Genomic DNA, 13,422 nt, shown 5'->3' on the forward strand with positions numbered 1-13,422 from the left:
ACTACTCAGTCAGCTCACTGGTTGGTCGCCTAGTATGGCATAGACATGACCATGACCAAATAAAAAGGCTGTATATTTACACAGCCTTTACATGAAGGGGAAAACACGCGATCCGACGCGATTAACGTTATCGGCGATTTTTCACCGTCGCTTCGTCTTTATTGCGTCCGCCAAGGTAGTGATGTTGGTAGCAGTGGTTAGTGGCTTCAATAAAGCCTTCCACGCTGCCACAATCAAAGCGCTCACCTTTAAATTTGTACGCCAGTACACAGCCTGATTGTGCCTGTTTGAGCAGCGCATCGGTGATCTGAACTTCGCCGTTTTTACCCGGTGGGGTCGTTTCTAACAGATCAAAGATATCTGGCGTCAGAATATATCGGCCAATGATGGCAAGGTTGCTTGGCGCATTGCCCGGATCGGGTTTTTCCACCATATTATCTACGCGGAAAAGGTCATCTTTGATCTCTTGGCCGGCAATCACACCATATTTATGGGTCTCATCTTCCGGCACCTCTTCCACCGCGACAATCGAGCAACGGAATTGATTATATAAGGCCACCATTTGTTTGAGGACGCCGTTATCAGGATGGATGCAAAGATCATCGGCGAGTACGACGGCAAAGGCTTCGTCGCCAACCAGTTCACGGCCGGTTAAAATCGCATGCCCCAGACCGCGCATTTCGTGTTGGCGAATGTAAGTGAAAGAGGCTTTTTCGATGGTGTTGCGGATGTCATCGAGTAGCACTTCTTTGTTGGTGCCACTGATCTGATGTTCCAGCTCATAGTTCTTATCAAAGTGATCCATGATGGCATGCTTACCACGCCCCGTGACGATACACATGCCGTTGATACCCGCTTCCAAGGCTTCATCCACGCCGTATTCAATCAAAGGCTTGTTGACCACTGGCATCATCTCTTTGGGCATCGATTTGGTTGCCGGTAAAAAGCGGGTGCCATAGCCAGCCGCTGGGAACAGACATTTTTTAATCATCTCAGATCCTTTCTTTTATATTGGGTGGCGACGGATCTTTATTCGGTCGACACCACCAAGCGGGTTGCTAGCAAGCGGCTGCTAACAATGTTATCTGGGTCAATAGTTTGCTGGGTTCAGTGCGGCTAAGCAAGTCCTACGCACCAATGCCCCCAGATAGCGTGACCACACCCGCGTTGCTTAGTCCGCATGGGCGGAAAAATGTGTCATAAATGCATCGGTAAAGGCCGATAAGGATGCAGAGGGAAGGGCATTAATCCCCGCTGCGGCGGCCCGCCCTCCGCCCGTGACAAACTGCTCTGCCAATTGCGCGGCCCCAGTGGGGCGATTTAACGGGGCACGAATGCTGACCATCCACTCTCCTCCGGGCATAGGGGTGAGCACAGCATGGGCGCGGTCAGGGTGGCGGTTGGCTAATTGGTTACCAAGCATGCCGCTGATTCTGCGTGCCCATGCGGTATCAGGGAGTAGATAGACCTGGGCGTTTTCATCGCTAAGCTCGGGGCTGAGGGTTTGGGCGCGCTCCCGATCGTGTTGATACGCATTAGCTAATTCCATCACCATGTCCGGATAAGCACGCATAAAAGCATCGGGGGTCGAAAAGCCACACAGGTGGCGGTATAACACCGCGGGCGGGATAATCAGATCATCCAAGCTCGCGCCATAGCTGTTGTAATTGAGGTAGTGGCCGAGCTGCTCTAAGCGTGCGCGGGTATGTTCGTCAATACCCGACTGTCGGGCGAGGGCATTAGCAGTACGATCCAAGTTATCGCCATACGCGCCAACCAACGCCCATTCTCGATACTGGCCACCGAGAAGCTTGTCGATAATAAGCGCGGTACAGGTATTGGCACGGGTATGAATATGCGCGTCTAACAACGGCGAGTCAGGGATGGGGCCACTTTGGTGGTGATCGGCGTAGAAAACATGCGCGCCCGAGGCGAGCAGTGTGGCCAGCGGCTCTTGATTTTTCGCCATCGAAATATCGAGTACAGTGACCTGTTCGGTGTCGGTGGGTACCTGTTTTAACAGGGCAATATCGCGCTTCACCCCAGTCACTAACGTGGTGGCTTGTGGGTATGCTAAGCGCCATTGCACCAGCGCGGTAAGCCCATCTGCATCCCCGTTAAAGACATCAAACCCCATACCGTGACTTCCTTGTTAATTGAGTGATGCGCCATCTTACCTTGATTGACGAGCTTGGCCCAACTAGCGGTGATCGTCGTCAGCGCCAGGGTAGGCCTCAAGCCCTGTTGAGCCAATTAAGGATAAATTGTTTTTCGCCCAAAACACCGCTTGCACCCGGTTTCTGACATTGATTTTCTTGAACACATTATAAAGATGCGACTTGACGGTGTGTTCACTGACGTCCAATGCACGGGCTATATCTTGGTTGGAAGCGCCCGTGACTAGGTGGCGTAGGATTTGTTGTTCACGGTTGGTCAGGACAATGGTCTGCTCATCGATCGCTTGTTGGTGGTGCTGCTGATAATAGTGAATTAACGCGGCCATTTTATGACGGGGTAGCCAGTACTCGCCAGAGAACATTTTTTCGATGCCGTAACACAGGTGCCGGATCTCATCTTCTTTTTTGAAGACCCCTTTGATAAATGGCCAGCTGGCGAGTTCTTTGGCACTTAAATCATGTGCATTGAGCAGCGCAAAGACATGTTGGTCGGCAAAGGGGATCAGCGATTGTTTTAGCTGCTCGGTGGCCATATCATCAAAGGCGTTTAAGTCGACCAGCACCAGGCCTGGGCGGGCGGTGAGCTTGTCGGTGATCGCATCGGGCGTGACGAGCTCAACCTCGCTATGGATTTCTTTTTCCAAGCATGTCATCAGTGCAGACACAGACATGCTGGGCTGAGAGATAAGAAGCAGAGTGTAACTATCTGAGGTGGTTTCGGCCTGGTTCATAAGCATCCTACTGATGATGACTCAACATGCGTATCCGCGCGTGACGTCAGTGGGGTGATCACCGACGTCAAGGCTGGGCAAGCTTTCCATCAGTCTAAACCATTTTTATCTTTAAGGTATACGTTGCGAGGGATAACCCATTGTGCCGACGCGTTAACTGCAGAATATGGAAACAGATCGCGTGGAAAAGCTTCGAACCTCTGGGGTGCTCGTGCTAGACTTCTTCCTTATTTATCCAGTTTGCGAAATCGTTTCGCGCGCAACCAAGAACAGTGGGAGTCACCTATGGCCAGCCGTGGCATAAACAAAGTCATCTTGATTGGTAATTTGGGCAACGATCCGGAAATCCGTTACCTCCCCAACGGCGGTGCGGTGGCGAACCTCAGCCTCGCGACCTCAGAGTCATGGCGTGATAAAAACACCGGTGAGATGCGTGAGAAAACAGAGTGGCACCGTGTTGTGCTGTTCGGTAAAACCGCCGAAGTGGCGGGTGAGTATCTGCGCAAAGGCTCTCAGGTATATATCGAAGGTCAACTGCAGACACGCAAGTGGCAAGACCAAAACGGGCAAGACCGTTACACCACGGAAGTCGCGGTACAGCCGTTTAGTGGCAGTATGCAAATGCTGGGTGGCCGTGGTGGTCAGAACCAAGGTCAGCCCATGCAGCAGTCACCGCAGCAGCAAGGTGGGTGGGGACAGCCTCAGCAGCCTAAGCAACCACAGCAAAACTTTAACCAACAGCCACCGCAACAACAGTCGGCACCACAGCCACAGTCGCAACCTCAGCAGCAATATAACGATTTGCCTGATTTTGACGACGACATTCCGTTCTAAAACGCGCGGCGTGAAATGGCGTGTCAACGCCAAGGTTGTTGCAACGAAAAAGCCCCGGTTGGGGCTTTTTGCGTTTTGGCATGGTCGGTCACTGAACGGAAGGAGTTAGGCGACGCCAGGCCCTGCTTTTAAGAAGTGTGGCAGTTGTGTCGGCGTTGGACACTTTAACTGTCCCATCACTTGTGTCATTTGTTGGGTGAGCATGTCTATTGCATGCTCACCGCCGTGGTGACCCACGGCGCCACAGGCATAGACAAAAGTGCGGCCCAGCAAGGTAAAGTCAGCGCCCATGGCCATCGCTTGGGCGACATTGCCGCCGCTTTGTACGCCACTGTCCATCAGCAGTTTAATCTTGTCGCCATATAAGCGCTTGATGGTTTGAATGGTATCCAGTGGTGACTCGCCAACATCTAACTGGCGGCCACCATGGTTGGATAAGACCACCGCGTCGGCCCCGAGCGCAACCGCTTGTTTGACATCGTCTGGGTTAACCAAGCCTTTTAGTACCAAGGGGCCGTCCCAGTTATCTCGGATCACCTTAAGGCTGTCGAAGTCGACGGCGCCCATCACCGTATTGTTCATAAAGTTCGCCAGTTCGCTGGTGGGCATGTTTTTTGGCATATAAGGCTTGAGGGTTTGCATCTCAGGCACGCCGGCCAGTAACGTCTGCCAGCTCCACGCCGGACACTTCATCATTTGCAGGATATTGCGCAGGTTCATTTTCGGCGGCATCGCCAAGCCATTTTTTATATCGCGCGGACGATAACCGAAGGTCGGCACATCCACGGTCACCACCAGTACCTTATACCCTGCGCGTTTGATACGCCCCATGAGATCCTCACGGATCTTGGCATCCGTCGGATTATAGAGTTGATACCACGCCGTTCCCTCAGAGATCTCGGCGATGGTTTCAAGACTCGCTGAGGATACGGTGCTGAGTACATAAGGAAGCTTTGCTTGATAGGCCGCTTTCGCTAGAATTTCCGGGGCCTTGGGCCACATTAACCCTTGAAGTCCCACAGGGGCGACACCAAACGGCGCGGCATAGCGTTGGCCAAATAACTCGACGGATAAGTCGATCTCTGGGGTCGGCGCAAGCAAGTCAGATTGCAGTTTTACGTGTTCAAACGCCCCGGCATTGTGCGCCACGCCAATCTCATCATGGCAACCGCCACAAAGGTAATCAAAGGCGAACGCGGGGATACGCCGCTTTGCGGCGCGTTTGAGAGAAGGAGTATCAGGGTACTTAGGATTATAATAGGCCATGGATCTCGTGCCTTGTTGCGTTGAGTGTCTTGGCTCACCCTAGCGCAGTGATTGTTATCGATATATAGATAAAAGATAAAATACTTTTTCCAAAATCGGCTAAGCTCTGATGAAGCTTGGTATTACCTATGTTTTAACGGCACACTAAACGTACAAGCCTTTAACTTTTTGTTTAATAAAGTCGATGAATAATTTGGTTTTGGTGTGGTTGTACTCCAGCTTAGGGTAGTAGGCGTAGGCCGATAACCGTGGTTGCTTAAGGGCTGGCAGCACCGGGACCAATAAGCCTTGGTCGATTTCTTTCTGCACCGTCCCGGCGCCCCCCAAAATGATCCCCATACCAATCACGGCAGCACTGACTAAGGCTTCAGGGTTAGGTGAGACAAAATTCCCGGATAATTGTAAGCGGGTGCCGTCTTCAAACACCCGCTCTTGAGGCTGATGTGAATTACCGTACAGCAAAATATTGTGTTGGGTTAATTGCTCGGGCGCGGTGATAGGGGGATGGCGTTCGAGATAGGCAGGGGCGGCAAAAAAGCCAGGTTGAAAATCAAATAACTTAGCGGCGATGTAGCTGGCGGAGTTAAAATATTCGAGTTCACGGCTGATCACCACGTCTAGGTTCAGATCCGGCAGCTGACCAGGGGTGAGGGTGGTGAGTTCGACTTTGATTTTCGGGTAAATCTCAAGAAACTCAGCAATAAAGTTGACCAGAAAGCGGTTCCCTGTCACCAATGGTGCCCCGATACGCAACACACCACTGACCTCACCAAAGGTGGAGGTGGTCTCACTGACTAATTGTTGCCAGTCGTCGACCCACGTCTTGGCGCGATGGTAGAAGAGATCGCCCGCATCCGTCATCGACAGACTGCGCGTGGTGCGTTTGAGCAATTGCACGCCCAATTGGCGCTCTAGCCAGCTTAAGCGTTTTGAAAGGGCAGAGCTTGAGGTGTGTAGCTTGGTAGCCGCTTGGGCTAGCGAGCCATGATCCACCACGCAGATAAAGCTTTGTGTACAGGTAATCCAGTCCATGAGTCCTCGTTGCGTAAAAAGACAGCCACCGATTCGTGGTCTAGGCATTCACATTATGATAACCAAGCCTGATAATAGCGGCTATTAGCCCCCAAAGGCGACCCAAGTCAGCAGAGAATCATGGATAGAACAGCCAATGCGATCAAAGTCAGCGGTATGAAGCTGACCAACCGACTCGTAGCATTTGTCACCCTTATTGTGGTGTGCGCCATTTTTGTGTTGTTTATTGGCGGTGCGATCAGTTTTCGCCAGTTAGGGATTGATTTTATCTCGCATTATGTCGATGGCATGGTGGAGGTCATCGATCAAGAGATGGCAGGCGATCAGCGCGATAATCAATACTTTTCGCGTTGGCTCCCCAAGATGTTGAAAGCCAGTGATGTAACGTCCCTAACGATTTACTCGGACGCTGGCATTCTGTATCAATACGAACAAATTCAATACCAGACAGTTGCTAACCAGCAGGTGATCTCGCGCGATATTCCTTTGGAGAGCAACCCTGGTTTTGCGGTCAAATTGACCTTCGTACCGCCTTATGCGGAGTTTGCCTATTCGATTGGTCCATTGTCCTCGTTATCGGCGGCGATTTTGGTGATTGTATTGGGGCTCACATGGGGGATCCGTTGGCTCCGGCGTCAGCTGTATGGCAGTGAGGTGCTCGAGCAGCGTGGCCGACTGATTTTAGCAGGGCGACTCGACGATGCGCAGCAAGGCGATCCCCGCGAGTGGCCAATCCCTGCCAGTGCGGCGTTAACGCAACTGATCGAAGAGCTTAAAGAAGCCCGCCAAGAGCGAAGCCGCTTTGATACCTTTATTCGCACCAACACCTTTTTAGACCAACTTACCGGCGCCGCGAATCGAGTGATGTTTGATAATCGCCTGCATACCCTGGCCAGTGATGATGCCAGCCAAGGTAGTGTGATCTTGGTGCGAGTGGCAGAATGGGAAGATTTGGTGGCGCAGCATGGGCAAGAAGCCGCCGACCAACTGATTCAAGCGATTGGCAATGTCCTGTCTAATGCGATTCAGCGCTTTCCCGATGCGGTGCTGGCGCGCTATTTTGCCTCGGATTTCGCCATTTTACTGGTCAACCAAGCTGGAGACGAAGTGCATCCCTTTTTAGCGCAAATCACCAATGCGTTAGATAAGCTTGCCCCCCCGGAGGCACTTGATCAAGACAACTGGTTTCACCTTGGCATGACCTCGTTTGGTGCCAGTGAGCGACGTGGACGATTAATGGACGAAGCCGAACGCGCCCTTAAAGCGGCGGTACTAACCGGCCAGAATGGTTGGTCACAGTTCGATAAGCAACTCAGCCAACTGGATAAGCGGGGCAGTGTGCGTTGGCGGACGTTGCTCGAGTCGGTGATGGCAGGAGAGGGACCGATGCTTTATCGCCAACCTGTGTTTGCGCGAGATGGCAAAACCCGCCTTCATTATGAACTTTTAGGCCGAATTAAGGACGAAAAAGGCAAGGTACTCAAGGCTTCGCGCTTTTGGCCAGGCGTCGAGTGGGTGGGTATGGATGTGGCATTTGACAAGGCGACCATGGGTCGCGCGCTGTGGTGGTTAAAAACGCGTGACTATATCGATAACTATGCCGTCAATGTAAGTGCATACTCACTTTGTCAACGTGAGTTTGTGGTGTGGCTGCGCGATATCTTGCTACAAACGCCACGCAGTACCTTGAATCGCTTACTGGTGGAAGTGTCTGAAGGCGCTTTGGTTTCACACTTTGATGCGGCGCGGCCTTGCTTACGAATGATTGCCGCGTTAGGGTGCCGTCTAGTTGTTGACCAAGCAGGTAGAACGATAGTGAGCACTCACTATGTTAAGGATATTCAACCAGCCTATATCAAGCTTCACCGTAGTTTGGTGCGCAATATTGACCAACGACCAGAGAACCAGCTGTATTTACGCAGCGTGTTAGGTGCTTGTGAGGCCACCACTACCGAGGTACTGGCGGTGGGCGTGGAAACCAATGAGGAATGGTCTGTGGTGAAAGAACTGGGTGTCGCGGGCGGACAAGGGCGGCTGCTTGGGGCGGAAATGTCGCCGCATCCGGCACAGAGAAAACGCCGCCGATGGGGGAAGCGATGAGTCCAGCCATCAAGCTCTCCCATCAACAAGGACGCGGATGGTTAGAAGCCTTACTCGTCGTCAGTATTTTGTCGGTGCTGGTGGTGATTGCGATCCCGAAGTTCTACGATTATGAGGCGGATGCCAATGTGTCAGCGCTTAAAGGCTTAAAAAGCGGTATCGAAAGCGCCATGACGCAAACACATGCATTGGCCGAAAAGAAAAAGGTCAGTGATCAGGCTGAACACACACTGACCGTCAATGGCACGTCCATTCGCGTTTCTTATGGCTACCCCGAGATCAGTGCCCTGCCTGAGTTAGTGACGGCGCTGAAGGATGCAACGCGTTGGCAGTTACGACGCTATCCAGATAAGAATCGGGTCGACTTGATCTGGCTGTTCCATGAGCAGCCCGCGACGGATTGTTACTTAACGTATAACGAGGCAACGGCGTCAACGAAGGCATCGACGCAGTTGGTGATCCATCAGTCATGCCAATCACCAACCCGAGAAAGACAACAGGAATAATGCGTTGTTGATGGAAAAATCATCAAAATGACAGCGCATTGAAAAAAAACACAGATCTCATTCAGGTTTACAGCACCGTATCTTGCCGCTTACCTTGCGCGTTGATACATTTAGCTCAATTTGTCTGATTTCATAGCTTGCAGGATTAATCGACCATCATGTTTAAGAAACTTCGCGGGATGTTTTCCAACGATCTATCCATTGACTTGGGAACCGCCAATACACTGATTTACGTAAAAGAACAGGGCATTGTTCTGGATGAGCCGTCTGTTGTTGCTATTCGCCAAGACCGTGCAGGCTCTCCCAAGAGTGTGGCTGCTGTGGGTCATGATGCGAAGCAGATGCTAGGTCGAACACCGGGGAACATTGCCGCGATTCGTCCGATGAAAGACGGTGTGATTGCTGATTTCTACGTCACAGAAAAAATGCTGCAGCACTTTATCAAATCGGTACACGATCACAGCTACATGCGTCCAAGCCCGCGCGTCTTGGTGGCGGTACCTTGTGGCTCAACCCAAGTTGAACGCCGAGCCATCCGTGAGTCGGCCTTAGGGGCCGGTGCCCGTGAAGTCTACTTAATTGATGAGCCGATGGCGGCAGCGATTGGCGCAGGCTTGCCCGTGTCCGAAGCAACCGGTTCGATGGTGATCGATATCGGCGGCGGTACCACAGAAGTGGCGGTCATTTCGCTTAATGGCGTGGTGTATTCATCGTCGGTCCGTATTGGTGGGGATCGTTTTGATGAGTCTATCATCAATTATGTTCGCCGAAATTATGGCAGCTTGATTGGTGAAGCCACCGCAGAGCGGATTAAGCATGAAATCGGGTCCGCCTACCCAGGCGATGAAGTGCGTGAAATTGAGGTACGTGGTCGTAACCTCGCTGAAGGGGTGCCGCGTAGCTTCACGCTTAACTCCAATGAGATCTTAGAAGCCCTGCAAGAGCCGCTAACTGGGATTGTCTCTGCGGTGATGGTGGCGCTCGAGCAATGCCCACCGGAGCTAGCATCTGATATTTCTGAGCGTGGCATGGTGATCACCGGCGGTGGTGCGCTGCTACGTGATCTTGATCGCTTGCTGACCGAAGAAACCGGTATTCCAGTGGTCGTTGCCGAAGATCCACTGACGTGTGTCGCGCGTGGCGGGGGTAAAGCGCTGGAAATGATCGATATGCACGGCGGTGATCTTTTTAGCGAAGATTAACGTGACTGCGCCTACAAACAGGTCGTTTTCATTATGAAACCTATGTTTGGCAGAGGACCCTCTCTGCAATTGCGCCTGTTTTTCGCTCTTTTACTATCAGTCAGCCTTATGCTGGCTGATAGTCGTCTTGATGCGTTCGCTGGGGTGCGTTATTTCCTAAACACGTTGGTGGCGCCGCTACAATATGCGTCCAACGTCCCGCGCGACACGCTAGATGAACTGGTGATGCAGTTTCGTTCTCACCAACGTTTGGTGGCAGAGAACCGCGCATTGCGAAAGCAGGTGTTACAACTGGAAAGTGATCAGCTTCTGTTAGCGCAGACAGAGCGTGAAAATCAGCGTCTACGCGAGCTGCTGGGCTCGTCGTTTATTCGTGATGAACGCAAAATGGTGGCTGAAGTCATGGCCGTTGACTCGGACCCTTATAAACATCAAGTCATGCTAGATAAAGGGCGGACGAATGGCGTTTATGAAGGGCAACCGGTGATCAACGAGCACGGGGTAGTTGGCCAAATTGCATATGTGGGTGCCCACAATAGCCGCGTGCTACTGCTGACCGATCCCACCCATGCGATCCCCGTTCAGGTCATGCGCAATGATATTCGGGTGATTGCGTCTGGGCGCGGGTCGACCCACTACGTCGGGTTGGACAATATTCCTAGCAGCACGGACATTAAAGTGGGTGACAAATTAGTCACCTCGGGACTGGGCGGTGTCTTTCCTGAAGGCTACCCGGTTGGCACGGTGACGGAGTTTTCGTTTGATAACAAGCGCCCGTTTGCGCAAGTGCGAGCCACCACAGCGGTGAAGTTTGATCGTCTGCGTTATCTGCTTTTGGTGTGGCCAACTCCCGAAAAGGGCGAAAACGCGCGCCCGGATCAGCCTGTCGCGCAGCCGTCGTCAGACACCGCACCATCACCTGATACAGCGCCATCGTCAGATGGTGAGGGAGAAGCGCCGTAATGGCAAATGTGACATTTCGCGGCCAGTTTGTCATCTGGCTCTCTTTTATCATTGCGCTGATTTTGCAAGCGGCTCCCTGGCCGGGGGAACTGGCTCCTTTTCGTCCTTCTTGGGTCTTGCTCGTCACGTTTTATTGGGTGCTGGCATTACCCCATCGGGTGAATGTTGGTACGGCGCTAGTACTCGGCCTGTTATGGGATTTAATGTTGGGCTCAACCCTTGGGGTGCGCGGCTTGATGATGGCGATTTTGGTCTACATCGTGGCGCTGAACTTTCAATTGTTACGCAACATGTCGTATTGGCAGCAGGCACTCTTGTTGGCATTACTGACCTTGGCGGGAAAATTGATCGAGTTCTGGGCGGAGTACTTGGTGTCTAACGTACAGTTTAACCCAGAGCAGCTTTGGGCCGGTGTGCTTAACTTTATACTCTGGCCTTGGATCTTTCTGTTATTGCGCCGTTTACGTCGTCGCTTTGCCATTCGCTAACGCACTAATCGTAAAGAGGTATCATGAGCTGTGACTTATATCTGGCCTCGGGGTCGCCTCGACGTCATGAATTACTCACCGAAATGGGGGGGAATTTTTCCCGTGTGGTGGTCGATGTAGCGGAGCAACAACAGGCCGGTGAGTCCCCTTACGCCTACGTGTCGCGCTTATCGCAAGACAAGGCACGAGCAGGGGTGGTGCAAACCGGTGGCCATACCCCGGTGCTCGGTGCGGATACTATTGTGGTAGATGGCGAGCAGGTACTCGAAAAGCCTGATGATAAAGCGGAGGCAGTCCGAATGCTTAAGCAACTGTCAGGACGCGAGCACCAAGTGATGACCGCGGTCACTGTCGCCAATGCCATGAAGCAGATCACCACTGTGGTGACCACCAAGGTATGGTTTTGTACGCTCAGTGATGAGCAGATTGAGGCGTATTGGCAATCGGGCGAGCCCGTCGATAAGGCTGGCGCCTATGCGATTCAAGGGCTGGGCGGTAAATTTGTGACACGTATTGATGGTAGCTATCACGCCGTGGTTGGTTTGCCACTGTATGAAACCGAGCAACTGCTCAAACAATTTTCGGTCTGAGCGCACATCTGTCGCTAGGCCCCACTTTTGAGAGATTCGGGGAAACCATGAGTGCGGAACTGCTAATAAACGTCACCCCTAGCGAGACGAGGGTGGCGATGATTGATGGGGGGAACCTCCAAGAAATCCATATCGAACGTGAAGCAAAGCGTGGCATTGTAGGCAATATCTACAAAGGCAAAGTCAGTCGTGTGTTGCCTGGCATGCAGGCAGCCTTTGTCGATATTGGCCTAGAGAAAGCGGCGTTCTTACATGCCTCAGATATTGTTCCTCATACCGAGTGCGTGTCGGAAAATGAGAAGCAACAATTCCAAGTGCGCGATATCTCCGAACTGGTTCGCCAAGGGCAAGATATTGTGGTGCAAGTGGTCAAAGATCCGCTGGGCACCAAGGGCGCGCGTCTTACCACCGATATTACCTTGCCTTCGCGTTATCTGGTCTTTATGCCAGGTGCGGCCCATGTTGGGGTATCACAACGCATTGAAAGTGAAGATGAACGTAAGCGCCTAAAAAGCATTGTCAGTGATTACTGTGACGAACTGGGTGGTTTTATTATCCGTACTGCCGCTGAAGGGGCAACAGACAATGAGATGGCGCAAGACGCCGCTTTTTTAAAGCGTCTGTGGAATAAGGTGTTAGAGCGTCGCACGCGTTATCCCGCCAAATCCATGCTGTATGGTGAGCTGGCACTGGCACAGCGCATTGTGCGTGACTTTGTCGGGACCGAGCTGGATTTAATTCGGGTGGATTCCAAGCAAGCCTATGAAAAACTCCAAGAGTTCACCTCTGAGTTTGTGCCGGAGCTGGCCGATAAATTGGTGTATTACGACGGTCAGGTGCCGATTTTTGACATGTACGACACCGAAAATGAAATTCAACGCTCATTGGAGCGAAAGGTCCAGCTCAAGTCTGGCGGCTATTTGATTATCGATCAGACCGAGGCGATGACCACCATTGATATCAATACAGGTGCGTTCGTCGGGCGACGGAACCTGGATGAGACTATCTTTAATACTAATATTGAGGCCACACGTGCGATTGCTCGCCAATTGCGGCTAAGAAACCTAGGCGGGATCATCATTATCGATTTTATCGATATGAGCACCGATGAGCACCGGCGTCGCGTGTTGCACTCACTCGAGCAGGCGCTCAGCCAAGACAGGGTAAAAACCAATATCAATGGCTTCACCCAGCTAGGGCTAGTGGAAATGACACGCAAACGCACGCGAGAAAGTATTGAACATGTGCTGTGCGGTGGCTGTCCAACCTGTGACGGACGAGGCTCGGTCAAAACGGTAGAAACCGTCTGCTACGAAGTGCTACGTGAAATCACGCGCGTTAACCGCATTTATGAAGCGGATAAGTTTGTGGTGTACGCGGCCCCGGCGGTGATTGAGGCATTGGCAGAGGAAGATTCGCACCTTGTGGCGGAGTTGGAAGTGTTTATTGGCAAGCAAGTGAAAGTGAAATCCGAGCCTTTATACACGCAAGAACAGTTTGATGTAGTAATGATGTAATCCATGGCCTGGATGA

Annotated in this window: 13 protein-coding genes; 8 read left to right on the forward strand and 5 right to left on the reverse strand. The window is 52.1% G+C overall.

Annotation, left to right across the window (positions count from 1 at the left end; translation table 11 throughout):
- Nucleotides 1-127: 127 nt before the first annotated feature.
- From galU to C7A19_RS08285, 3 genes are all read right to left on the reverse strand, one after another.
- The gene (galU, locus tag C7A19_RS08275; RefSeq protein WP_069361765.1) at nucleotides 128-991 is read right to left on the reverse strand and encodes a UTP--glucose-1-phosphate uridylyltransferase GalU; all 864 of its coding nucleotides are present in this window, start codon (nucleotides 989-991) and stop codon (nucleotides 128-130) included.
- 180 nt (nucleotides 992-1,171) lie between these two features.
- Nucleotides 1,172-2,137 (reverse strand): DHH family phosphoesterase, encoded by a 966-nt coding sequence (locus C7A19_RS08280; protein ID WP_116644683.1) that lies wholly within the window; start codon nucleotides 2,135-2,137, stop codon nucleotides 1,172-1,174.
- 63 nt (nucleotides 2,138-2,200) lie between these two features.
- Nucleotides 2,201-2,908, reverse strand: coding sequence for a LuxR C-terminal-related transcriptional regulator (locus tag C7A19_RS08285; RefSeq protein WP_069361767.1), 708 nt, complete (start codon nucleotides 2,906-2,908; stop codon nucleotides 2,201-2,203).
- A gap of 285 nt (nucleotides 2,909-3,193) precedes the next feature.
- Here C7A19_RS08285 and C7A19_RS08290 point away from each other — a divergent pair, with 285 nt between their 5' ends.
- Nucleotides 3,194-3,742, forward strand: coding sequence for a single-stranded DNA-binding protein (locus C7A19_RS08290; RefSeq protein WP_069361768.1), 549 nt, complete (start codon nucleotides 3,194-3,196; stop codon nucleotides 3,740-3,742).
- Between the two features lie 105 nt (nucleotides 3,743-3,847).
- On the opposite strand, the gene C7A19_RS08295 is transcribed toward C7A19_RS08290, so the two are convergent.
- Both C7A19_RS08295 and C7A19_RS08300 read right to left on the reverse strand, forming a co-directional pair.
- Nucleotides 3,848-5,008, reverse strand: coding sequence for an alpha-hydroxy acid oxidase (locus C7A19_RS08295; protein WP_077457731.1), 1,161 nt, complete (start codon nucleotides 5,006-5,008; stop codon nucleotides 3,848-3,850).
- A gap of 144 nt (nucleotides 5,009-5,152) precedes the next feature.
- Entirely contained in the window at nucleotides 5,153-6,040 is an 888-nt protein-coding gene (locus tag C7A19_RS08300; RefSeq protein WP_069361770.1) for a LysR family transcriptional regulator, read from the reverse strand.
- Nucleotides 6,041-6,160: 120 nt separating this feature from the next.
- Between C7A19_RS08300 and csrD the strand changes: the two genes are divergently transcribed.
- From csrD to rng, 7 genes are all read left to right on the forward strand, one after another.
- Nucleotides 6,161-8,140, forward strand: coding sequence for an RNase E specificity factor CsrD (gene csrD, locus C7A19_RS08305; protein WP_069361771.1), 1,980 nt, complete (start codon nucleotides 6,161-6,163; stop codon nucleotides 8,138-8,140).
- Nucleotides 8,137-8,646 (forward strand): hypothetical protein, encoded by a 510-nt coding sequence (locus C7A19_RS08310; RefSeq protein ID WP_077457729.1) that lies wholly within the window; start codon nucleotides 8,137-8,139, stop codon nucleotides 8,644-8,646. The genes csrD and C7A19_RS08310 overlap by 4 nt, the downstream gene beginning before the upstream one ends.
- Nucleotides 8,647-8,804: 158 nt before the next feature.
- Nucleotides 8,805-9,848, forward strand: coding sequence for a rod shape-determining protein (locus C7A19_RS08315; protein ID WP_046073887.1), 1,044 nt, complete (start codon nucleotides 8,805-8,807; stop codon nucleotides 9,846-9,848).
- Nucleotides 9,849-9,881: 33 nt separating this feature from the next.
- Nucleotides 9,882-10,811: a rod shape-determining protein MreC gene (mreC, locus tag C7A19_RS08320; protein WP_077457725.1), complete on the forward strand. Its 930-nt coding sequence runs from the start codon at nucleotides 9,882-9,884 to the stop codon at nucleotides 10,809-10,811.
- Nucleotides 10,811-11,299 (forward strand): rod shape-determining protein MreD, encoded by a 489-nt coding sequence (gene mreD / locus C7A19_RS08325; protein ID WP_046073888.1) that lies wholly within the window; start codon nucleotides 10,811-10,813, stop codon nucleotides 11,297-11,299. Before mreC ends, mreD begins: the two co-directional genes overlap by 1 nt.
- A 23-nt stretch (nucleotides 11,300-11,322) precedes the next feature.
- Nucleotides 11,323-11,889, forward strand: coding sequence for a Maf family protein (locus C7A19_RS08330; RefSeq protein ID WP_116644684.1), 567 nt, complete (start codon nucleotides 11,323-11,325; stop codon nucleotides 11,887-11,889).
- Nucleotides 11,890-11,936: 47 nt separating this feature from the next.
- Nucleotides 11,937-13,406 carry a ribonuclease G gene (gene rng, locus C7A19_RS08335; protein ID WP_069361774.1) on the forward strand — a complete coding sequence of 490 codons (1,470 nt, stop codon included), beginning with the start codon at nucleotides 11,937-11,939 and terminating at the stop codon, nucleotides 13,404-13,406.
- Nucleotides 13,407-13,422: the final 16 nt, after the last annotated feature.

Origin of the sequence: Salinivibrio sp. HTSP (genome assembly GCF_003390965.1) — a bacterium.
GTDB lineage: Bacteria > Pseudomonadota > Gammaproteobacteria > Enterobacterales > Vibrionaceae > Salinivibrio > Salinivibrio kushneri.